The sequence below is a fragment of the uncultured Aquimarina sp. genome (assembly GCF_947495315.1).
In the GTDB taxonomy this organism is placed as follows: Bacteria; Bacteroidota; Bacteroidia; order Flavobacteriales; family Flavobacteriaceae; genus Aquimarina.
Genome location: NZ_CANLYD010000008.1, coordinates 96042 through 121755, shown reverse-complemented (window position 1 = coordinate 121755; position 25714 = coordinate 96042). Strand labels below are relative to the sequence as shown.

14 protein-coding genes are annotated in these 25714 nt (G+C 32.3%); all 14 read right to left on the bottom strand.

Going from position 1 to position 25714, the window contains the following annotated elements:
- Positions 1 to 6 precede the first annotated feature (6 nt).
- Positions 7 to 1314 carry a ribosome biogenesis GTPase Der gene (gene der, locus Q0910_RS15355; protein WP_299218329.1) on the bottom strand — a complete coding sequence of 436 codons (1308 nt, stop codon included), beginning with the start codon at positions 1312 to 1314 and terminating at the stop codon, positions 7 to 9.
- Between the two features lie 355 nt (positions 1315 to 1669).
- The gene (locus Q0910_RS15350) at positions 1670 to 1879 is read right to left on the bottom strand and encodes a hypothetical protein (protein ID WP_299218327.1); all 210 of its coding nucleotides are present in this window, start codon (positions 1877 to 1879) and stop codon (positions 1670 to 1672) included.
- 82 nt (positions 1880 to 1961) lie between these two features.
- Positions 1962 to 2168 carry a class I lanthipeptide gene (locus Q0910_RS15345; protein WP_299218325.1) on the bottom strand — a complete coding sequence of 69 codons (207 nt, stop codon included), beginning with the start codon at positions 2166 to 2168 and terminating at the stop codon, positions 1962 to 1964.
- 96 nt (positions 2169 to 2264) lie between these two features.
- Positions 2265 to 2441 (bottom strand): hypothetical protein, encoded by a 177-nt coding sequence (locus Q0910_RS15340; protein ID WP_299218323.1) that lies wholly within the window; start codon positions 2439 to 2441, stop codon positions 2265 to 2267.
- Positions 2442 to 2674: 233 nt separating this feature from the next.
- Positions 2675 to 3415 carry a hypothetical protein gene (locus tag Q0910_RS15335; protein ID WP_299218321.1) on the bottom strand — a complete coding sequence of 247 codons (741 nt, stop codon included), beginning with the start codon at positions 3413 to 3415 and terminating at the stop codon, positions 2675 to 2677.
- Complete coding sequence (locus Q0910_RS15330; protein ID WP_299218319.1) at positions 3415 to 4455, bottom strand: S41 family peptidase; 1041 nt, start codon at positions 4453 to 4455, stop codon at positions 3415 to 3417. Before Q0910_RS15330 ends, Q0910_RS15335 begins: the two co-directional genes overlap by 1 nt.
- A gap of 6 nt (positions 4456 to 4461) precedes the next feature.
- Positions 4462 to 4878, bottom strand: a complete 417-nt coding sequence (locus Q0910_RS15325; protein WP_299218317.1) for a hypothetical protein — start codon at positions 4876 to 4878, stop codon at positions 4462 to 4464.
- A 192-nt stretch (positions 4879 to 5070) separates the two neighbouring features.
- Positions 5071 to 9600: a DUF6443 domain-containing protein gene (locus tag Q0910_RS15320; protein ID WP_299218314.1), complete on the bottom strand. Its 4530-nt coding sequence runs from the start codon at positions 9598 to 9600 to the stop codon at positions 5071 to 5073.
- A 10-nt stretch (positions 9601 to 9610) separates the two neighbouring features.
- Positions 9611 to 13780 carry a hypothetical protein gene (locus Q0910_RS15315; protein ID WP_299218312.1) on the bottom strand — a complete coding sequence of 1390 codons (4170 nt, stop codon included), beginning with the start codon at positions 13778 to 13780 and terminating at the stop codon, positions 9611 to 9613.
- A 232-nt stretch (positions 13781 to 14012) separates the two neighbouring features.
- Positions 14013 to 14246: a hypothetical protein gene (locus tag Q0910_RS15310; RefSeq protein WP_299218310.1), complete on the bottom strand. Its 234-nt coding sequence runs from the start codon at positions 14244 to 14246 to the stop codon at positions 14013 to 14015.
- A gap of 655 nt (positions 14247 to 14901) precedes the next feature.
- Complete coding sequence (locus tag Q0910_RS15305; RefSeq protein WP_299218309.1) at positions 14902 to 17688, bottom strand: CHAT domain-containing tetratricopeptide repeat protein; 2787 nt, start codon at positions 17686 to 17688, stop codon at positions 14902 to 14904.
- Between the two features lie 195 nt (positions 17689 to 17883).
- Entirely contained in the window at positions 17884 to 19539 is a 1656-nt protein-coding gene (locus Q0910_RS15300; RefSeq protein WP_299218307.1) for a hypothetical protein, read from the bottom strand.
- A gap of 128 nt (positions 19540 to 19667) precedes the next feature.
- Positions 19668 to 22271: a T9SS type A sorting domain-containing protein gene (locus Q0910_RS15295; RefSeq protein ID WP_299218305.1), complete on the bottom strand. Its 2604-nt coding sequence runs from the start codon at positions 22269 to 22271 to the stop codon at positions 19668 to 19670.
- 187 nt (positions 22272 to 22458) lie between these two features.
- Positions 22459 to 25599, bottom strand: coding sequence for a CHAT domain-containing protein (locus tag Q0910_RS15290; protein ID WP_299218303.1), 3141 nt, complete (start codon positions 25597 to 25599; stop codon positions 22459 to 22461).
- Positions 25600 to 25714: the final 115 nt, after the last annotated feature.

The following is a 25714-nucleotide window of genomic DNA, read 5'->3' as shown; positions in this document are numbered from 1 at the left end:
AGATTTCTATTTCTTTCTAAAATACACCGCTACTGGCACTCCGTGAAAATCAAATTCTTTACGTAATTGATTTTCTAAATATCGTTTATAAGGCTCTCTTACATATTGAGGTAAATTACAGAAAAATACAAATTGCGGCTGAGGTGTAGGCAATTGCATACAGTATTTAATCTTTACATACTTGCCTTTATATGCTGGTGGAGGATTTCTTTCTATAATAGGCAACATAGTATCGTTCATTACACTGGTTTTAATCTTTTTAGAACGGTTTTTAAACACTTCTACAGCTGTTTCTATCGCTTTAAAAAGTCGTTGCTTCGTTAATACCGAAATAAATACAATTGGAACATCTGTAAACGGTTCAATTTGTTTACGGATATGTTTTTCAAAATCTTTTAAGGTATTACTTTCCTTATTTTCGATTAAATCCCATTTATTTACAAGAATCACAATTCCTTTGCGGTTACGCTCCGCTAACCAAAATATATTTTGCACCTGAGCATCAAAACCTCTACTTGCATCTACTACTACTAAACATACATCACTATGTTCTATTGCCCGCACAGATCTCATTACCGAGTAAAATTCCAGATCTTCTTTAACCTTCGCTTTACGTCTTATTCCTGCCGTATCGACCAAATTAAACTCAAAGCCAAAACGGTTATATTTAGTATCAATAGAATCTCGAGTCGTTCCCGCTATATCTGTAACAATATATCGATCCTCCCCTATCAGTGCATTAATAAATGAAGATTTACCCGCATTAGGTCTTCCTACCACTGCAAAACGAGGTAGTTCAGTTTCCTCTACTTCTTCTACTTCTGGTAATGCTTCTACCAAAGCATCCAAAAGTTCTCCTGTACCACTTCCGTTAATACTTGCTATAGTATAATATTCTCCAAGCCCCAGGCTATAAAACTCTACGGCATTTTCCGCTCTTTTACCATTATCAACTTTATTGATAGCTAAAAAAACTGGCTTATTCACTTTACGTAGTAAGTTAGCAACTTCTTCGTCCATACCAGTAACACCAGATTCTACATCTACCATAAAAATGATAGCATCCGCTTCATCAATAGCAAGCTCTACCTGTTTATCAATCTCTGCTTCAAAAATATCATCACTTCCTACTACATAACCACCCGTATCTATAAGTGAGAATTCTTTACCATTCCAATCACTTTTTCCATAGTGACGATCACGAGTAACTCCGCTTACCGCATCTACGATTGCTTCTCTTCTCTGAATCAGTCTATTAAAGAATGTAGATTTTCCTACATTAGGTCTCCCTACAATTGCCACTATATTACTCATTATCCTAAATTCTAAAATTTGTGCAAAATTAGTCTTTTTATTCTACCTAAACTATTGAAGTTTGAATATGAGGCAAATAAAATAAAAGGGAAGCTATTAAACGTATTTATACTTCAGAAGTGAATTTTGGTCCATAATTTAAAAATAACAGCCACGCACTTTAGTTTGTGGCTGTTATCAGCGAAATGTTAATCTCCTATATATTAAATCAGCATCGCTACCATAACTGCATTATAGCAATGTATGAAAAGGTAAACATAGAAAACCCCATTCTATTCCTTTATCACGATTGCAATTTTATCCCTTATTGGGAGAGGAGATATCCTAGCTTTTTTGAAATAACTAATGTGTTACCTTATATACCTGGTTCATTGTAAATAACGTCTTGAACACAAGGTGAATCTTCTGGTAACATACACAGACCATCCCATTGCCCACCACATACGTTTCTACAAGTTTCTGCGTCATAAGGAGTGAAAGGTAGAAACCCTCCTCCTCTTACTGATTTTTGTTTTTCTTTACTTAATGATGTAGCTCCTTCTAATTTTAAAATGTTTTTTAACATAACTTAAATATTTAATGATTTATGAAACCCGAATTAGTTTATAGACACTCGGGATGTATGTCTATTTTGTTTTTCAAATGGCTTAACCATTTGTTGGATAAAAGTCGGAACCTGGATCACCAATACTTTCTATATTTTCATATGCTCTTTCTTTTCCAGCAAATATTGGTGTTGTGCCATTTTTTGTAAATGCGCCACCCTTTATTGCATTCATTTGATTTAACCTAGCTATAGAAACCTTATTTAATGAGAGCTTTTCTATTGTGGATTTCTTATTTGATTTTTTCATGACTTTATTTATTTTTTAATGAATTATGTACTTTTCTTACTATAGGAATAAGCTCGGATGATACATCCGAGCTATCTCTAACTAATTTTAGAGGTTTTAAGTAAGACAATACCCATCTATGCATACGCCACCTGGCGCTTCATTTCTGCAATCACTTGTCGTTCGACATGTGCGAAGACAGGAATCTGGATTTGCGTGTCCTCCTATTATTGACTTTTGAGATTGTTTCTTTAGTGAAGTAACACCTGGTAATTTTAGCATGTTTTGTAACATAACTTTAAAAAATTTAATGATTTATGAAACCCGAATTGGTTTATAGACACTCGAGATTTATGTCTTTTATTGCATAATCAGTGCCTTTTATGTAATCAGAAATGAAAATGTTACCCCCCATTCAAAAAAAATCTCGGATTTGTTTATCCGAGATATCTATTTAAAAAAGAACCAACTTCTACGCTTGGCCTTTTTAGTTTTCTTAATAGAACAGTATTCGAAAATAGAAAAAGTTATAATTCTCCTTGTATTTTTAGTATTTCATCTTTATCTGATTCGAAATCAACATAAAAACTAAGTGCGTGATTTTGTCTTCCTCTTAAAGCAAATCCAGAAATATGAAGTATCTTAAGATCACTTTTTGTTCTATACACCTTATACCCTAACGGGCTATAATTGCTTATTTCACCATACATACTATCCATTTTTTTAAAGTCCTTGATCAGTCTCCCTTTATGCTCTCCGTAACTTCTGGTACTTAAGGTTGATTTTAAAAAATCATACTCCTTCAGTTTCATTGAATCTAAAATTGTATTTACCAAAGTGGCCTTTTTATGAATAAAGTCTAAAGTCTCACGATTAAAAACATAAGACTCTTCATTACCATCTCTAGTTATAAAGACGGTTTGGATTTCATCGTAGTTTGACCTTTCATTTTCCAGGTTTTTATAAAAACGATAAGCAATATTAGAAGCAGGTATTTCGAGCTCTTCTTCTAGTAGATACAACTTTTCGCTATTGCTCATTTTAAGTTTAAAATACTTTTTTGAGTCTTCTGTATTAGAGGAAGAAAAACCAATGAAATATTCGCAATTTGCTTGATAAAAATCAAGAACCTCATCTATTCCCTTATTTTCATTTTCAGTTATCTCAACGAAGTTAGAAAGAAGTGTGTTTTTTATTTCTCTATTTCTTTTCTTAGCACAAGAAACCAAAAGTGAGGTTACTACAAACCATATTATCTTTTTTGTCATTATTTAGTCTCGTTATTAAAATACTTTATTGCCTGCTTAATATTCTCATCCTCTAATAGGTTTTTAAAGTTATCCGACTTATGGATGGATATATCTGGTATAATCTGCTCATAAAACTGACCATTTCGGTCTACATCGTAAGCTTCTGCATTATTAAAATACGTATCAAAAGGCATTTTATATATATGGTTCGTTGTAGTTAATCCCATCGTTTTTTCTCCTATAAAAATGGTGTTTTTTCTTCCTTTAAAAGCAATTGAAGTAATCTCACCGGAACTATTTGTAAAAACTCCGGTTATGAGTGCTACTTTGGCCGTATCCATATCATTTGAAGGTTTTCTTTTTATGGTGAGTATCATATCCTCTTCCTGATATGCTTTTCCGTTTTTAAGGTATATTTTCTCAATTCGATCCTCGAATTTCCAACCACCAAACACTCCATCACCCAACAACTCATATAGGGCTCCTATCATCGGCCACATATTCCCTCCCATATTAAGTCTAAGATCGATAATCCATCCTTTTATTTTATGAGTATTCGATATTTTATGGATTTGATCATACATTTTTTGGGCTATTGCATTTATATCTTTACCATCAGGCAAATCAATCCCTGGCATAAGAATATAGCCATATTGATTATCTAATATTTTACACTCAAAATTAAAATTCCCTTGTTGGTATCTTTCTAATAATGCTGCACTAAACTCACTGCCATCAAAATTTCCTACGGTGGGGTTTTTGATTTGCATATCTGATGTGTTTATAGAAGTATGCTTATCTCCCAAATCCATCCATACTTTACCAAACATAGGTAAGAACTCCTTAAACGATGTCTTGGTAGTGGCTACCTTCAAGAATCTTTCTTTATAAGAAGCCCAATCTAGTTTTTCGCGATACAAGTTTTTTTCTTGTAAAATATCAAAAACACGATCTGTGTAAAGAGTTATACTGTCTTTTACTGTATAATTTTGACTATAAGAAGTGGCTGTAAATCCTATTGTTAGTATAGCAATTACAAATTTTAATTTAAGTTTCACGATTTTTTATCTTTTAACAAAAGTTCCTATTTCTTGCAAATTGTCGTAAACAGTTAAAGAAGTGAGTGATGTTTTTTTAAAGGTGTTAGTGAAAACAAGTTCTTCTCCATCGGGAAAACTTACCCGTACTATAATGGAATACTCATTATCTGTAGCAACCTCTTCAATGATTGTATTATCTCTGTTAGGAGCTATAGATTGACTATAATCTAGTGTGGATCCATCTTTAAATTCCGAAACGATATTAATTTCTGTAAATATCAAGGTTTCAGTAAAAGCCTCTGGATCCTCATTATCCCAAGCCCCAATTATCCAAGATGGTGGTTCAAAAATGATTGATTCGTATGGAATATCTTCATCTGGGCTACAGGATACCAAGGATATTACTAATAGTATACTCCAAAAAAATTGTTTACATCTCATTGCTAACTTGTTTTACTTTTTTGTTTTCCTTGCACTTTATGTCAGAAACATAGAAACTGTTACCCCTTGTTTTCTAAAAAGCATAAAAAAACAGCCAACTATCTCTAGTTGACTGTTTACTGCTATTTACCTTCTTACTATATTGCTTACTCAAAACGCCGCGAGCCATTCTTTGAAGAGTAATTATTTTTTTTACTTCTTAAATATAACATCTCTAAACTCTCTAATTTCTTTTTTACTATTATTTTTATTAAAATTTTTCCAGTATTCTCTACGCTTATTAGTATCACCATACGGATACCCAACGACCGTCCTTTTTAAATATAACTCTATAGCTTTATCCACATTACGCTCATACTTTAACCTTCCAAGTTCCATACTTATATCTAAAAGTGTCACTACAACCGCTCCTCTTTTTACTGTACTAGAAATGACAAATTTGAGCATTTCAGCGGTTATTTGTTGAGTTCCTGCATCTCTTAATCCAACAAAAGTATTTAAAGTGTTTATCTTTCCCACTACTTCCCCCAATTTAGTTTCATCAATAATTCCCATTGCAACTTCCCAAGTTAACATCTTTAAAAGATTATTCACCTCTTCTATTTTTTTATCTAGTATCTCTTGCTCTTTTTTCATTACAGAAACCTTATAATCTTTTAATCTATTAGAAACAAAATTTTGGTTAGTCGCATCTCTTTTTACTAATTTTTGTTCTAAAAACTTTTTATCACAAGGTTCTGGGCACGAATCTGTTGTTATTTTATCTTTCTTAGGGTCCGTATCATCTATTTTATTTCCATTTTCATCATATGTAGCTGATTCTCCATTTGGAGTTTGATCCCATATTTTCTGTATTGTAGAAATAATAGAATTACCTCCACTAGGATCCGCCCAAAAAACTGGATTATTGTCAAAAGCATTGTATGTTGATAATGAGTAATGCACAACTGGATCAATGGATGTCCAACGGGCAATAGCCGGATCATATTTCCTAAGATCCATTTCATAAAGATTATTATCTTCATTTAATTCTATTCCATTAAATCCGTATTTATGATCTCTACCACCTCCAATAGTATTATTATATCCTTTATGTTTTAATCCAAAAGGATAATAGTTGTTTTCTTTGCGTATTTCATCTTTGCTAACATTACCATCTTTATTACTATCACTATAACTTAAACGGATGTTGTCCAGATGATCTTTGTATTGGTAGACATAGTCAAACTTCTCGACTCCACTCGAGGTGACAGAAGGTTCTATATAACCTTCGTGATGATTCATAAATATTAGATCTTTGCCTTCGTATACATAGCCACCATCATAATGCGTAAATTTCCCATTTGCTGATTTGGTTAGTTTTGTACCGGTGGCATCATAAGTATATCGAATCTGCTTTCCATTAATGGTAACTACAGTCGGCAAGTTTAAATGATTGTATCGAATATTAGTAATTCCTTTGTTGCGATCTACCGTCATATTACCATTGATATCGTATACATAATCATCAGATGTATTAGCTCCATCTTTAAATCCAAATTGATTATTACAATGGTCTGTTACCTTCCATAGTTTATTACCTTCTCTATACTCGTATTGGAGGTTATCCATACTACCAAAATGTGCATCTTCTGTCTGATCAGGATTGGCAACCACATGCCCGTCTCTAACCAAATGGAGGATATTGCCATTTTTGTCATAACTTACGTTGGTAAGACTATATCTATTGGTATTATCGATCCCTTTGGTAATTCTATTTAAGTCATCGTACCCATAAGTATAATGTCTTTGTTTATTATCATTGGCTGTTTTCCAATGGATTTCACTTATATTTCCATTATACAATGCTGTACTCTCTGCGATATATGGGGTGTTATAATTGATTTTAAAAGCAAATAGATCTTCTCCTAACGCTATGTCTGGATTATTGATTTGTTGTAACCAACCTCTTACGTTATATTTATAATCTACTGTCTGTAAACTTTGTAAAGATTGTCCACTCATCTTAATATTTGTAAGACTTGCATCTGTCGTGTACAGAGAGAAATCTCCGTATAACTCTCCCGTCAATGCCGGTACAGAAGAAGTATAAAAAACAGCTCCATTCTTTTTATATCGTATAATACTTCCTTGTCTCTCTACAGTAAAGGTATCCCCTATTTTATAATTCTGATTTAATCCATAGATTGTATTTTCTTTTTCCTTAACTTTAAGATAACCATTTTGTTCAAGAAAGATACCATAATCTATTTTATACGTAAGATCTGAATGATCATATGATAGGCCTGCTATTAGCCCTATATTATTTTTTCCTGCAGTAAAAGATATGTATCCGTTTTCTAAAATACCTGTTTTAGTATTCGTTCCTGCATTCCAACCTTTTTCACCTGTTTTTATAATTTTATTTCCTTGTATAGCTATATTAACTATATTCGAAAAAGAAATCGAGTTTTCCTCTGTTTTACCTCCAACATCTTTTATAACCAATACCCCTAATTCATCATAAGTATTTTTTACAATTAACTCCTCAGGCTGATCATTGATTACTTGCTTTTGCGATATAAGTCTTCCTATATGATCATACTCAAAAGTATCGATAGTAGTGATCATAGAATTTGCCCCGCGTTTATGCGTAGTTTTGCTTTCTTCTATTCTACCCACAAAATCCAGTTTATTACTTATGGTATTGGTAGTGCCTAAATACTCATTTTTAGTATACCCATAAATCAATCTTGCTTTTTCATCATAATAGTTAACTGAAGTAATCCATTTATTAGTATCTAAAACCCGTATTTTACTTCCTGTAGCTAAGCTTTTTGCATTTGAGGTTACTTGCTGATTATATACCTCATTTGGTTTTACAATTCCCTTTACATCAAAATAATAATCATCATAATAATTAACCGTATGTATCGTTAGATTGGTATTTGGGAAGTGTACATTACTGTAGTATATATTTTCTCCTCCAGGAGCTTGCAATTTATCTTCGTAGTAGTCCTCATTTGTTACATTTTCACTGTTAAACAATGATTGCATTTGCGGTCTACTTATTAAGGTGGGATGTATATACATTCCTGTATACACTATCCTACCTAATACGTCATATTTAGTAAACAACCATTTATTAAGGGATTTCATTTTAGCATCCTGAGTCAGTACTGGTCGATCCAAGCGATCATATACGATGTACTCCCAACCTTTCCCGGGGATTTTTTTCTCTACTAAGCGATTTCTATGATCGTATTTATACTGATAACACAACTCCTTCAGTTCACCATCTGACACGTCATCTGCTACGTTCACTTTAGGAGGTATTACAAAACTCAGGTTACTATATTCATCATATACGTAATAGGTATTGTGTTTTTCATCATTATTGTATGTTCTCTTTAAGATCATACGCCCTTCTTTATCTGTAAACTCTTCGGTAGTACGATTTACGCCATCTGCTGCTACCCAGTTTTCATCTTTTGTACTATTCTTATATAATTCACCAGCTTTGTACTGTCCATCATTAACTGTATTTAAAATCAACGTAGGATTATAAATATCTCCATCCGTCACAGTAGTTGCTATAAAATGATAAACTTCATCCTCTGCACTATTCGTATTATATCCAAACTGTATTTCGTGTCCATTACCCATTTTCCAGGCTTCTCCAGGAGCTGCTTTTTTTAGCATTCTATTTAGAGGTGATCCGTCATATGCATCTTCACTATAAGCATTTACTTCATTTATATTACTATTTTCAAAATCTTCTGGATAAAACGCTTTATAAAATTCTCTTGTTTTTGCAGGCATATCTTCTACTAAAAAAATACCATCACTATGATTTGTTACTATAGGCAAGTATTTTTTTGGTTGCCTGCCCAACACATCATATTCAATGTGCATTGCCACATCTTTTTTTGTTGGTGAATGTTGTATCCCAATGCTCTGTTTCGCTCTTCCTAAGGCATCATAATAGGTTATATTCTCTATAACGCTATCTTTTTTTACGGTTGCTAATTCGTTTTCTTTATAGGCTTGCTGAAAAACGATAGTTTTAATATAGTTCTCATCTGTAGAAGAATAATTTGCACATCCCGTAAGTAGTACATCTATAGCACTTGATTTTTTGCTCCATCTACCATCGGATCTTTTGCCTCTTAGGTAATAAGTTCCGGAATTTGTAACAGTTATTGTTGGATTGGCATCTGATGTACTCAGCCCATTCTTATTCGTACCTTGCCAATACCAGGTTACATTGTCTGATGCTTCATTACCTTTTTGTAATACAGCCGAGTCACAATTTTGGCTCAACACAGATGGTTTTGAAGGTATTTCTACAAAGTTTTTTGGATTCTTTATGGTAATATTTAGTGTTAGAAAATCTCGATAAACTGGATTAATAAAAAAAGGCTTATATTCTATGATTCCAATTCCGTCCGTTACATCATTTTGAAATGTTCCAAGCCACTTAATAGTTACACTTTGAGTATCAGAGCCTATAACTTCGCCGCCAGATACGTCCCATTGTGCTTCGAATATATTAATATCGTTATCATCGGTTCCTTGAGTTTCAAACACATAAGTTTTAATGTCATTTGGATTGACAGATATATCTCCTTTAATCCCTAATCGGAATGGCTCTGGATCAACACTATCATCTGGTGGCAAGACAACTTGAGCAAAACTCATCGCCGTCATGAACAGTAGTAGTAAACTTATTCTTAATTTCATGATCATCATTTTAATTGTTTAGTAAAAAGGTAGGTGGCGTAAATGCTGAGGCACCACAATTATCAGAGCCATTATTATCTAAAGGTTCAAATCCAGCGGAAAAAATCATCTCATCAGATTCTACTTTGCGATAGGGATTAGATTGATCCGTATCGTTTTTCCTATAGATTTCACAGACCACTTTGCCAATTTTATTATCTAAGCATCTCGGAACAAAAAATACGGTCTTAATTTCTGGAGCTATGTGTAATGGATATTTTTCTCCATCTACTAGAATATGCCATTTTAGAATTAGATTTTCGATAGCATTATCAGAGTTGGTACAGTTGGTCGCTACCGTTCTTCCCACGGCTCTACGAGTTGCATCACATTCTGCAAGTTTATCCAGATCATTAATAGCAAATGCATATCCATTTCTAAACGTTTTAATATACCCTCTCGCACCGACAAAACGATCATTTAAAGTATAAAAGGATGTATTTAATTCGCTTACAGGATCAGGATTAAAATCATCTGGATTATGATAATATCCTATTACGTTTGTTCTATAGAACATAGGGTGCATGCTATATTTTGGAAGTAGGTCTGGTGGACCAGTGTTAATATCATTAATCTCGGGCCAAGTATACCAAGGAAAAGTATTTTCTTTAACCGGATAAAAACCTTCTTCAACATAGTTCTCTCTAACAGGTGATGGAATCATATATTCTTTAAATTCACCAATGTTTATAGTTATTCGTACATCTATATTATTATCCTTATCATAATTACATTTTTTTCGTTCTCCTTTATAGTTGTAACAGTATTGTGTGATTACGTTATTATTCTGATCTTCTATAAACTCAAGCCTATTAAAATTATCATACTCATAATACACTGTTTCACCTCTTGGATTGGTTATGCTGGTGATTCCAATTAGTGGATCATAGGTAGAAGTGGTGACATTAGCTGTTATAAATGCTTGTCTTATTTGGTGAAGTGCTTGTCTCAGCGTCCCTTCTTTACCAACAAAATCTACAGTTCTATCATTATCTTGATTAGATACGCTACTGGCATTATTCATCAAATCGATTTGCTCTGTAGTCAGTTCATTAGTATATCCTTCAATTTTTGCAATAATATATTCTCTTTGATATCCCCAAACATATCGTATTTTAGAACCGTTAACTCTGCTTGCTTCTTCAAGATTTCCTGCGGTATCGTATGCCGTAAACTCTACTTGTTCTTCTAATGGTCTTACCCCTTTTGCAGAAGCTATAGATTTTGGTAGTATATGGTTATTATGAAAAACTCCAAAGTTGGTTCTTTGTAGACCAATCAATTGATCATTTCTATAACTTTCGGTTTGTATTGGACTATTTATCTGATGATCATTGTTTAGTGATGCTATAGCTTCCATCTCATATCCTGTAAGAGGAGTATCACCCAGGGTATTTGCAGTACTTATCTCAAAAGGATAATAATTTTTTGTGGTAATACTTTGATCATCGTTAAATATCATTTTACTTTCTTTCACAAAAGGAAAAGTATTGTGATATGTAAATTGTCCTACTTGTTCAATGTTTTCATTGGGATAGATTGTTTTATCCTTTACTACACTTTGCAAATTTCTATGCGAAAATATTTTAGGCTGTATTAAAATAGGGTAATCTCCCTCAAGTTCTGGAGTTATCACTAATTGAGATCTGTATAGTTCAACATTTTGCTGCATTTCTTCTAATACATCGTATTGATATTGGATCTCTTTTTGGCTAACTAGTTCATTATCGGCATCAAAAACTCTTTCTAACCACATTTTTCCGAGCAAGATGTCCTTGTTATTGTAATGCGGAAAATGTCCTCCATTTTTATAGGAATCTACTAGTTTATAATCACTATACGTATCCGTTATTTCCTCTAAAGCCTGACCGTTAAATGATGCCCTATATAGTTTTGGCTCTTCAATTGGATACTCCTTTGCCGTATGATAATTTCTTTCTATGACACCATTGTTAATTCCATTTTTAATGACTACTCTCGCGTATCCAATATTATTCCCTTGTACTAATTTCAGTTTATTTTTAGGTGAAGAATAGGTTCTAAAATTAAGATGACCACTTGTGATTCCGTATTTAATATTATAGACTTCTGGATTTGTTCTATATGCTTTACTAACCGAAACATCTCCATAAGTAGGTAGATTATTTAAAAAACCCGAAGAACTACCATCCTCATTTTCGTAGGTATAGTTTTCTAATAACTTTGTGTGCCCTTTTTCATCTTTAATCAATTGTTGCTTTAATCGTAAACCAGCTGCTGTTATATTTTTGACCGTTGGAGTAGAAAATGTATTTAACTCATAAGTAAAATATTTTTCCGCTCCGGTAGGTTCTTTGATTCTATTTAAAGTTCCCGCCATTGAATATTTTAGGTTAGGAGCTAGACTTCTTGCATTCTTGGCTAATTCATAACTATCACTAAAAATTTTGACAGGAGAAAAACTAAGCCTCCCTTTATCATAAGAGTAATAAATATTAGACACGTAACCTGTTAATTGACGATAAGAAGTATATTCAGTACTATTAGCATAGCCTAAATAGTCGATATTATGTGTCCCTACTTCTGGTAGTTTAGTCTCGTCATAGAAAAACAAGTATGGAGGTAAGCTATTATTTGTCGCATCATATTCTCTTACCGAGGTAAGTTTTAAACGCAAACAGTAAGGTTCATTACAGTCTGTATTCGAAGAAAAGTAGTTGTATTTAAGAGAAAATGCTTTAACAATTTTGTTTTGTTTATCTCTAATAATAATACCTGTTAACGCTTTATCACCTTGGTTATCTCTTCTATTTAGATTGTATTTAAACTCAACTGAGCCATTGCTAAAGTTAATTTTAGTTAACCGATTTAACTGTGGGTAATATACTTCTGTAATTGAAGCATTGGTTAGTCTAAATTTTTCATCCCTTCCTAAGTTATGACTTGATGACGATGAAGGTGAAAAGCTTTGCAATGTATATTTTTCATATTCAAAAGTTACCTCACGACCATTAGCATCCTTAATAGAATTTAAATGATAGGCTGATACTTCTTGCGAGCTTAAGTGAGCACTGATAGATGAACCATATTGAAATGGTCCAAAAGAATTACGTGTTATGTATTGGTTAACATCTAATTCTTTGAAACTATACTTTGTCCCTGAAGTATTCGTTATTTCTATATTATTTATACACGTTAAAGGCCTTGGCTTACTTCCATAAAAAGTCTGGATAGTGTGAAAATAGCTTTCATCGTGAAATTTCGGTAAAAAATTAATCACATTACTCTTACCTATTGTGGTTTTAATCTTATTTCCACTATTTTCTATTTCAAAAGCTGTTTTATCTTTTCTGTGTGTAAATGTTGTACTTAATCCAGGTGCATTTACAAAAAAGAAATCAGGATATACATCTTGTTTTATCTTATATCTATTTAATTCTTCAACGGTTAGTATTTTATCTAGGTAATTAGATGTATACCCTAAAAAATCTTTGATATCTAAAGGCTCATCTCCTAAAAACCAACCTAGGCTTTTTAAACCAATACTACCATCACCAATAGTATTTATTAAATCAGCAGGTCTTTCAAAATCATCATATTTTAATTTTCTATAGTTACAAAAACTAGGAATTACATTACAATCATCATCAGGGTCATTATCAAAGGGCTTTCTTAAAGGATTCCTAAACTCTACCCCAAAATCTTCAAAGCCTTCCACAACCTTATTAACCATACCACCTGCATTTAGCGTCCAATTTAATCCTACATTTGAAGCTACACTATTGGCTTTTACTCCAGTACTTAAATAACTTAAAGAGATAGGTACGCTAATGTCCCCGTCTTTGATCACATATAAAGGAATACTAATATTAGCGCTCCCTACATAAGGATTGGCTGCCGATAGTTTGACCTCTTTAAATGTAGAAGCATTAGGTTCTTCAATGTTTTTTACGAAAAAATCATTGTAATTTACATTGTTTCCAGAAGGGTTATCTCCTACTTGTTGTGACCACATATTATTTGGTGTAGACAAATAAATTAATAGCATGATCAGAACCATATATGGCTCCTGCAACTTTTCACGAAGTTTGAACAGAAAATCTGTTAAATAGAATTCCCTTGGAGATGATTTCATCTCATACGAGTTCCTTTTTTGTTTCATAAGACTAATTTTGATACTTACTTTTTTGTTTTTAATCGCTCTTTATGTAATCAAGACGATATATGTTACCCCCCTTCATTTAAAAAATTTCACAAAGAAGATTTGAAGATGGTGACTATGTTAGGAATGTTTATGATAGTAGATGAGGTAATGTTTATTTTACACAAACAAAAAAGCCATAGCTAGTGCCATGACTTTCGATACTTTTTTTAATTAACTAATAATACAGATGTTATTCATCTAAGAAAGCTGGAAGGTCTATGTTATAATGAAGATAATCCGAAGCATATCCTCCACACCTTAAAGCAGTCCTTATTGCATTGGTATATGCTGAGGCTGATGCGGCACTATATTGTACATTACAACTTTGTCGGCGGCCTTCCCATTCCATACCACCTTGTACGAATTTCTGATCTTCTTTGCTTAATATTTGCATTCCTTTAATGTTAAATTTCTTGTTTCCCATGTTTCTGTTTTTTTTGTTTTAATAAATGAACCCTTTATGTATTTATCTGTACAAATGTTACCCCCTCTTCTACTAAAAACATGAAGCAAAATGATATCCTTGATCGTTGCTTATTTAGAATTTTTTAATCAAAATATGTCCATTAAAATATATAAAAACTTAGAGAAGTTTATTAAGAATAGGGGGGGTGGATTAAAAAAGCTATCCTCGATACAATTTTTCTTCTGTCATCTCGAGCCCTTCGACTTGGCTCAGGACAGGCTTAATTGAGAGGTCCTCACAAAAAATTACCACCATTGACGGACTATGTAATTACTTGTTTATTAAATATTTAAATTTTGACTTAATTTAACTTTTTCATTTTCTTTACTTGCCCAAAGAAAACGAAACAAAAGAAAAGGCACTTTTTTCAAGGTGTTTTTGTTTTCAACAAAACCAGATTTATTTTACTAAAATCTTTCCAAGGCTTCAAGATTTTTTAACGCAAAACAAATCTTACACTGATGAAAAAAGATTCCAAAGCTCTGCTTTGAAACGTCAAATCTCTTCGCTCGATAAAATTTTATCGAATGTCTCGAATTGACGCTTTTCTTTTACATTTCACTCAAATACACATAGATATGTATTTATTAACTTGTTATAATCAAATAAGCGATCAACTTCTTTTTCTTTTCTGTCTAAAGAACCAAAACCCAAGAATTATACTCAACAAGACTAGAAATAAACTTAACCAATACCAATGTGAAAGGTTATTTTGAAAATCAATAGCTGCCGTATCCCCTATCAAATAAAAACCTCCCCAATAAAAGGGATCAGAATTATAGACATTTGCAGTATGTAAGTATTGTAATTTTGCTTGCTGTAAAGCCTTTGCTTTATTCATTCCTTGTTTTAAATTAGCGTAGAAATTTCTCATTAATATAGGAGTGGTTTCATCAGACACTTCCCAGTTGGTGAGTACCAAACTTTTAGCTCCCGCATACTGAAAAGCTCTTCCTAAACTCATGATTCCTTCTCCCTTGGCGACTTTTCCGGTACCTGTATTACAAGCACTTAGCACTACCAATTCTGCAGGAATATCCATCGCATACAATTCATGATTGTATAAGTAATTATCTTCTATACTATCTTTATTTTTTGTGAAAAATAACTTAGAATTTTCTGGATGTTCATTATCCACTTCTCCGTGTAGGGCTAAGTGAAGGATATTATAGTTAGCCGCATTACTTTTAAAATTATCTTCAATGGCTTCTTTTCCATAATAATACTTCCCATTTATGATTTCGGATATCGCTTTGATTTCTTTTCGTGTACCGGGTAAATCATCATCAGTATTGCGCAGGGTAGCCAAATCCATAGTGCTTCCCTGATCAGTTTTGGTTGTATCTGCAAAAGAAAACGCCAAACACTCTTTTATATTCTTTTTCTGTTCATCGTATACTTGATTAAACAGTAAGTTTGCAGAATTCGCATAGCTAATGACTTTTTCTTTAAGGAAATAAGGCAATTCTTGATAAGCTTCTGATGTAGATTCTTTGGTTAATAATAGATCAAAATTAAGATGCCAAAGCGGACCATCTGGTACGATAATAAGCTCTTCGCCTTTTAATGTATGCTGCACCGGAACAATAAGCTTTTGATATAATGAATATGCCAATTCATTATAGTTCTCAGCATCTTTAGCTATAATGGCATTATTAAACTGTGTAATAGTATCCTCTAAACTATCAATATCCAATGCTGATACGCTATACTCATCTTTAAAAATTGTAAAAGCATAGGTGGTACTATCGGCAACAAAATACTCTAATAAGGTAGCATTTTTAGACAACTTATTTTGGATTTCTTTTACCGATATAATAGTATTATCATAAGTAAGTTGATGATACTTAGGATATTGTTTTCTTATGACACTTTCTAGAGAGTCTTTTTTTAAGTTTAAAGAGAAGATTTCTTTTTTAACCTTTCTAAAACTTACTGAATCATTTTTGTCTTTATAATACAAAAAACTTGACTTTTTTTGAGAAATATCTGTTTCTATATTCTGCTGTTTTTTTAATATCACTTTTGGAATAAAACTATTCAATTTTAGTGTTTTTCTTATTGTCGATTGATTTAAAACTAATCCTCTGTTTTTTTCAGAATAAAATAACATTTGGTTAAAAGATTTTGGGGTCTTCGTTTTATTATAAATATCAAAATAGGAACTTATTAAACCAGAGTACACCTCTAAATTATGTAATGCATTTGAAGTTAAAACGTCATTATTGAATTGGAATTTTCGATATTGATTTGACAGTAAAGTATCAGCTAGTTTAAAAGTATTGATAGATTGTGTGAGATAACTACTATCTTTACTATGTTTATAAATTTCTCTTAACACATAAAACTTACTTTTTAATATGCTCATTATCAAAGGATAATGGTCGTAGAGTTCCTCAGATTTAGGAATTTTATCAGAATCTTCATAAGTATTAGTAGGAGTATGAAACCTCAAAGATTTTTTATAATAGTCTAGAGATGTAACGAAGTCCTCTTTTTTTCTATAAGTGTTGCCTAACATATTATAAATAAGTGAGTATGCTAGCTTAGGAAAATTATTTTGTTTTGCTATATCAAAAGCTTCCTCGTAATATTTTATTGCTTTATCAGTGTTACCTAAAGCAACATATACCGAACCAATTAACCTAGTAGTATTAAATATTGTTCCTAGTTCATTAGGAAGGTGTTTTTTATAAAGGGTTACCGCTTTTATCTGAAAATCAATCGATTTTTGATATTCTTTATTGAGATAATAATTATAACCTCTGGATGCATAGTAACCAATCAACCTTCTGTCAAATTTGATTTTATTTAATCTGGGCCAAACCTTTTTTTGTAAAAGCTCTTCTGCCCTATTCTTTTCTCCCGAAAACCAGTATACTTCTGATAAAAATCGTATAAGTTCAGAAAAATAAACATCACTAAGTTCATAAATATCCTTTGACAAAAATATATCAAGCGACTTTTCTAGATATTCTTTACTTTTTTCATATGACCCCAAATAATAATTACACGCTCCTAAATTAAAAGAAGCTATTGCAATTGATTCAGTTCCTTTTTCTCCAAGCTTTTGTCTTAAAGACAATTCATGCAAGTAGTACTCTTGAGCAGTTTCATATTTATTGACTCCATTAAGTATACTAATATTACCTAAAACAGAATAAAGATCAGCAACGCACAATAACTTATCTTTATTCCTTCCTAAATTTTTAAGGGTACAAAGTGCTAATTCCTTTGCTTCTGTATAGTTGGCAGCTTCATACGCTTCTTTAGCTTTTTCAATCTGGTTTAGTAAAGATGTATCACAAGACGTCGATGATTGGGCAGCAATCATCTGGTGAACCAAGAGAAATAAAATAAAAATTACACTTTTATAAAACATAGATTGTCTTTTGATCATTCTTATTACTTGTTATAAACTATTTTCTATACTAAACATTACAAAAAACTGTTGGAAAAATGCATAAAAACAGAAAACATCAAATTAAAGGAGAGCCGAGAAACAATACGTGGTAAAATCCACATATATTATTTCTCGACTCCGCCAGAAATGACAGGCAAAAGGCTTTTCAGGCAGCCTTTATATCGAACTTATTTAAAATTGTACCACAAATTGTACTGAAGTCCTTTGACCAGATTCTTCTACGGTAAATATGTAATTTCCTGGACCAAGTACATTACGAAAGATGACAGTATTAATATCGTTTGCATTAGATATGGTTCCTTGTTCTAACAATATTCCAGAAAGATTATGAATCATGTACGTAAATGACGGGGCCTTTATACCTTCTACTATCATGTGATTACCATAACCTACGGTTGGGTACATAACCAGCCCTAACGATGGAAGGCAATTGTTCATTATAGCATTGATACTGCTTGCATTAGGACCATTCATAGAAATTGAAATCGTACCATCTACAGCATTTTCTGCTAACAATTGTTTAATTCCACAAGCATTCTCCAAGCCTGTGTTGTTTTTAAAAATAAGATCTTTGTTAAGCGATGATACTTTATTTAGTCCATCGAGATTTTTTAATGAAACATTATTATTTATATGTATCGCATTACCTACTATCATATTTTGTAATCCGTTTACGTTTTCTAATGTACCATTAGAATATAGATACATGGCTTTTACTATTGTTTGTAGGTTATTTAGATCATCTAGATTAATTAATTTAGTGTTGTTTAAATACAGACTGTTTGTAATAGTTTCTAGATTTCTTAACCCATAAAGATTTGTTAGATTGTTGTTGGTGATTCTTACATCTGTTAGCTCTGTAATATTAGATAAAGCGTCGATATTCTCTAATTTAAAATTGTTAAACAATTCTAGTCTCTCTAGCGCTGTTATATTACTAAGTCCATCAATATTGGTTACCAATGTGTTTCCTCTAAGTTCTAAAGTACCATTAATAGTAGTTAGGTTCTGAAATCCATTTATTTCAGTGAGTGCTTTATTACGATAAATCTTTAAATCTCCTCCTAAATTTTCTAACACATTGAGGGGGCTTAAATCCACAATATCTCCTGTTACCAATTCTTCGATAGTCAGGCTACCTGCCACTTCGCAATAGTTAAAAGCATCGATAGCTGATTGCGAGTCCAAAACCAAATTATCAGGATATATTCCTTCGCAAGAAGGCGTTATGCAATTTGCAATTACGTCTTCTACGGAACTGGTATTTGGACCGTTACTATTAATACTATTGATAACGGTTACTAAACTTTGGTCATAGTTAATGATATTAATAATCCCACAAGCATTTGCTAAGCTGGAATTTCTTCTAACTCTTAATAAAAAAAAACCTTCTGCACTATCTATAAAGACTACATTTTCCAGACCATCCAGGTTATCTAATACTATATTATCTTCTATAACAAGTCTTTGAGAAATAAGTGTAATTCCTGATAATCCATTAACATTATTTAATGAAGCGTTTTTAGAAATTGTGATTGCCGTAAAATCTCCTGCATTCATATTCGAGAGACCATCTAAATTTTGTAGATTTCTATTTTCGGTAATAATCACATTTCCGCTTACAAATGTCAATTCTGAAAGGCCATTCAGATTGGAGATAGCTCCTGGTGATCCTTCTTTAATAATTAAATCCCCGGTAATAGTGGTATAATTAAATAAATCAATATCAGATTGTTCATCAATAAGATAATCTCCTGGAAATACTTGGGCAAAAGTTGTTTGCATCGTCAATAAGAACAATGCGCAAAGTAATGTTACGTTTTTCATATTTTCATGTTTTTATTTCCTCTTTATGTAAAAACACACCAAAACATTACCCCCTTCTTTTAAAAAATAACATAAAAAAAGACTACCTTCTCAGACAGTCTTTATAGTACTTATGTATTTCTTAAAACTTATTTTACCATAAATCGTAAGGTAGTTACCTTATCATTTTCTTGTATCTTCATAAGATACATTCCTGTATCTAAATGACTATCCAATCGAATTGTTTTTAACTGTGCTTCGTTTTGTAACGAGCCTTGTTTCATTAACACCCCTGTCATACTATAAATCGTATAGGTAAAATCAGTAGACAAACCATTAATAGTAACATCTATTCCATCAGTAACAGTAGGATACATTATTAATTTTTGAGGAGTCTTTAGAGGTTCATTCCCAACATAATACTGCTGAGCAGTCTTTTTTCTAGGTCTTGGCTCTCTGGGTTTAAAAACGGTAACTGGTCCCGGTGTACATCCTATACTTCCTGGAGGATACCCACGAATCACTTCATAATCCTCTGTGGCATTGTATCGTACTTTGGCTTCTCGGATCGTTCTCAAACACAACATATAATACACCTCAAAATAATTACGAGACCTCGAGTTACTATCTTCTGATTTAAAAAGTAATGGGTTATTATCTAGTATAAAACTATCGTTATCTTCTACAACATCGATAAGACTATAGGCTAATCTCCCTAAACTTGTAAGTGATGTATTGTTTCTAATTATTACGCTATCCACTTGTAATAAACTATATAAAGGATCGAGATTTGTAATATTACCAGGTACTGACTCTTCTATAATTAATGCTCCTCTGATAATTTCATAATCAAACGCATCTATCTCTTCTTGAGACCTTAGTATTAGATCTCCAAAATGTGTCCTCTTACAAAAATTAATAATCTCTTGTACGCTGCTCGAAGTACTACCGTTATTTGATATCTCACCTAGAGAAGGCTGTAAGATCGATCTCCATATAGTGGCTGGTTCTAGCAAACTAACAATACCGCAAGCATTTTGTAAAGCTGTATTTCCAATAATAGAAAGCTGATCCTGTACTCCATAAATTCCTGAAAGTCCATCTAATGTTTGTAATACAGGATTATCATAGACAATCACACTACCTGGAACCAAGCCTACGTCAGAAATAGCATCGATATTGGTAAGGCTGTTATTTTGACCTATTTTAATATCACAAAACCTGTACATATCAAACCCTCTAAGGCGTAAGCCATCAAGATTGGTTAGATTTTGATTATTATGGATATATAGATCACCACTTAATACTCTCAATTCTGAAAACCCATTGAGCGTTTGGATTGATGGATTATTGACAATATTTAAAGATCCTCCTGTTGCTTTTAACAGATCAAAATCACCTAAATCGGTAAGCGCAGTGTTATTCTCAATAATAAAATCCCTTCTTAACACACTCAAATTAGAAAGTGCATTAAGATCCTCAAGTCTTTCATTATTTTTAATAACCAAATCACCAATTACTGTGGTGAGATTTGATAAGCCATTTATGTTTATGATCTCTCCACTTAGAGCTTCTTCGATAATTACATCTCCGTTTACCTTACAATATCTAAAATTATCAATATCTGATTGATCACTTAACAGGATATCACCAAAATAAATTCTACAATTGTTACATATATCGATAATACGCTCAATATCGCTAGTGTCTGCTCCATTATTTTGTATAGTAATTGTTCCTCTATACACCAAAGAAGGGTCCTCTAATAATTGAACAATACCACAGGCACTTTCGAGATTTGTGTTGTCTTTGATCTCTACGTCATCGATCACAAACATAATATTAGACAACGCATCCAGATTTCTTAATTTAGTATTTCCGACAAATCGTATATCTATATTAATACTAGTAATCTTTTCGGTTCCTTCAATAGATTCAAGGTTGGGGTTATTCTCAAAATCCAATGTAACAAAGTTACCTATTAACCCGTCTGATATCCCTTTGATATTTTGAAGATATGGGTTGTTATGAATATATAAACCTCCTCTAATTTCATTAATCCCTGATAATCCGTCCAGATTATAGATAGGAGTTTTTTTAAGAATCAGACTTAAAATACTAGTCACTTTTCTTAGCGGTTCTAAATCTGATATTTTTGTATTTACAATCCGTAAATGTCCCTCAATAAATATAAGATTTCTTAATCCAGAGATATCGGTCATATTTAGATTGGAAGTAACTTCCAGATGCCCCTCAATTCGCTCTACATTATTAAATCCATCTAGCGTACTAAGTCCCAAATTCCAATGAATACTCAATCCACCGCCAAGCTTTATCAACCCATTAAATGGGTTAAGAGATGTAATTTTATGATTAGCATGAACTTTAACATCACTTAGTACCCGTTCTAAATTAGAAAGACTACTGATATCATTAAGATCAGTATTATTCATAATTTCCAGATTGCCATTCACTGTCTTTATACCCGAAAGCCCATACAGGTTCTGTAAGTTATCATTCTTGATGATGAATAAACCTCCACCCAGGATTTCTAACGTTTCTAAAGGTGTAAGATCAGTAATATCTCCGGACTGAGATTCTTGAATCGTTAGACTCCCTCGAATCTCTGAATAATTAAACGCATCTATTTCCGCTTGAGAACTTAGTGTAAGGTCTCCTACATAGACTTGTTGCGCTACCGATACGGTGAAACTCATCAAAAGTCCCACTAAAAAAAATAATTGTTTTCTCACTTTTCTTGTTTTATTTTGGGTTCGTATATCTAATTAAAAAGAAGCCCTTTATCTTCTATTCACTTTTTATCGTTATACTTAATGTTTAAAACCACGAGAATGTTACCCCATTTCTCCTGTGTTTTTTTGGCCCGCAAAAATAATACTTTTTATTATTATCTGACACTATTCTTTGGTTATGAATATATTAAACCTGTGTTTTTCTCTTTTTATTCATAAAAAACAACACTCCTATCATTAAAACTACTATTGAGATGAATACATACAGGTATACATACTTTGTATTAGATAGATTGACCTTAGAAATATCTCCTAATACATAAAAGCCTCCCCAATATACCGGATCCGTCTGATACATATTTGCTGTGGACAGAAATTGTAGTTTTGCCTGTTGCAATGCTTTTGCTTTATTCATACCATTAGAAAGATTATGATAGAAGTTTTTCATAATCTCGGGAGTAGTATCATCAGATACTTCCCAAGAGGTAAGTAGCAAGCTTTTGGCTCCAGCGTATTGAAATGCACGACCTAAACTCATGACTCCTTCTCCTTTAGAAATTTTTCCTGCACCTGTATTACAAGCACTTAATACTACTAATCCTGCCGTAATCTCCAGATTATATATTTCTTGATTATAGAGGTAGTTATCTTCATTAGACAATGAATCTTGTGTAAAGAATAGTTTAGAATTCTCTGGGTGCTCATCATCTAATTCTCCGTGAATGGCAAGATGTAACAAGTCATATTGATTCGCGTGTTTTTTAAAATTAGCCTCTCCAGCTTGCTTTCCGTAAAAGTATTTTCCATCAATAATTTCTGAAATTGCCCTAATTTCTTTTCTAGCACCTGGCAAATTATCTTTGGTGTTTCGTAAGGTATTCATAGAAATTGACGAAGATGAAGTTGCATTATCATTTGAAAATGAAAAAGCCAAACATTCTTGTAAAACGTTTTGTTTTTTTGATGTTTCAGAAAAAAACAATTCTGCTGAATTAGCATAACTAATCACCTTATCTTTTAAGAAATACGAAATCTCCTGAGGATTAGAATAATCGGATTCTTTTGTTATTAATAAGTCAAAATTAAGATGCCATAAAATACCACTAGGTACAATGATTAAATTATCTATTTGTTCTTTTAATTTGATCGGTGCGATTAGATCATTATACAATGTGTTCCCAATTTGAGAATATGTATTCATATCCTTTTGGATAATGGCATCCCTAAAACCAATTACTTTTTCTTTTAGGTTTTCGGTATGTAATAATTGTATGGTAAACGCATCATTAGAAATATAAAAACTATAGATCTTTGATTCTGAGGTAAAATATTCCAGAAGGGCGGTATTTTTTGGTAATTTTGATTGAATCTCATCCACAGATACAATGGTATGATCATAAATAAGTCTATAATACTTTGGATAATCATGAGCCAATTCTTTGATAATAGAATCATTTTTTTGAGCGTATAAAAACACCAAATCCGAATACTTATCTATTTGTTCTGAATCTTGTTCAGTTGATTCACTTTTATACTCATACAATTTTGAGGTGTACTGAGCTAATTTGATCTTCACTTCCTCTATTTCTTTAATTTTATCAGAAGGGATTCCAGCAAAATTAGTCGCTTTCGTTTTTCGTAGTTGCTCGTCTAGCAAGCGAGATTTATTTTTCTCTGAAAAATAAAAAGCTTCCTTCAAGTATTTGTTATCTCCAGTCTTTTGGTTCAACCATAGTGCGGCACTAATAGCTTCCCTGTACAATTCTTTTGCATTTTTTTCTAAAGACATTTTGTCTTCTGCTGATTGATACGATATTCTAGTTTCATCTAATAATGCATCACAGATAAAAAAATGCTGGTACGCTAATTTAATATTTTGGGTGTCGTTATGAGTTTCGGCCAATAGTTTTATTGCTTTTGCTTTTCCATATAAAGCGGTTAGCTGAGTATCCCCATTAAAATAATCTTTGATCTCTGGAACTGCATCAATTTTTTCATCCTTAAACTTCTTCGATCCCGCAATAATAGCTTTATGATAGGTATCTATAGCCTTTTTATATTGTTTGTTTATCAATTGAATTCTTGCGATTTCTATATATGCTTCTGAAGTCTTTTGATTTTTTAAACCAAAGTTTTGTAGTGCGATAGCCAGATTTTTTTCATAATATTCGATCGCTAGGTCATATTCTTGCAGTTGTTCATATAATTGACCAAGCTCATAATTAGGTAAAAATAAATTCCTATGGTTTTTATCAAAAAGAGACTCCATAATTTGTTTGGCTTTTTGTAAATAATTTAAAGCCTTATCATACTCTTTAAGTATTCTATATGTTCCACCGATGTTACCCAAAACCTCAGCCGTATTTATGTGAGAATCACCATAAATATCTTGGTAAATTTTTAATGATTTATTATATGTTTCAAGGGCTTTATCGAGCTTTTCTAACTTTGTATATTGGGTTGCAATTCCGTTATATAATACAGCAAAGTATTCATCTCCTTCTTTGAGGTTTTCTTTGCAAATATTCAGCCCTTTATAGAAATACTGAAGTGATATATAATCCTCCCCAATTTTACTATAATTACTCGCTAAATTACCGTAGCTTTCTGCCAAATACGGATCTTTTTCTCCATACTTTTCTATATCTAAAGCAATAGCCTCTTCATAAAAAGGAATTGCTTGTTTGTATAATCCAAGTCTGCTATATAAAACAGCTAAGTTTAAATAGACAGTATTTAATTCATTATCTTTTCCTTCATCATATAGCTTCTGATTTATTTTTAACGAATTGGTATAATGTTTTTGTGCTTCTTCTGAAAGCCCCCAATCGTCATATGCTATACCGAGATATATTTCTAGATAGGCAGTTTCAATATGATACTCCCCAACTTTTTTTATCAAGATTTCAAGAGCTTTCTTATATAGCGTTATCGCCTTGCCGTACTGATTTTTTCTTTTATATGCTTTCCCTTTGATTATAAGAGAATTAGCTTCTATTAGCGTATCTTTTTCAAGCTTTTCATTACAAATACCTAATACCGCATCTGCGATAAGAATTACCCTGTCAAAATCATTTAAATAGTAGTAGGCATCTGTAATTCTCTGAAGACTTTCTGCATGTCTTTTTGAGGAAGCATTTTCCTTATAACGTATCGCTGCATTTTGAAAATTATCAATAGCATTTTTATATTCCTCCACATTTAACAGGGAATCTCCAATAACAAAATACCTATGAGCAGCAAGTGTATCATTTCTGGATTGAGACCGACAAGGGTTAGAAATAAATAAAAACAATAATATTACTAAAAGACCTGTATTTTCGCGCATATACTTATCCTGTATTAAAGTTTTATATAGTATTGAATCTTTTTCATTAGTAGTTAAAAGAATAAATATGTTACTTTTATATCATATTTTTATTCCTAACCGGGTAACAATTCGG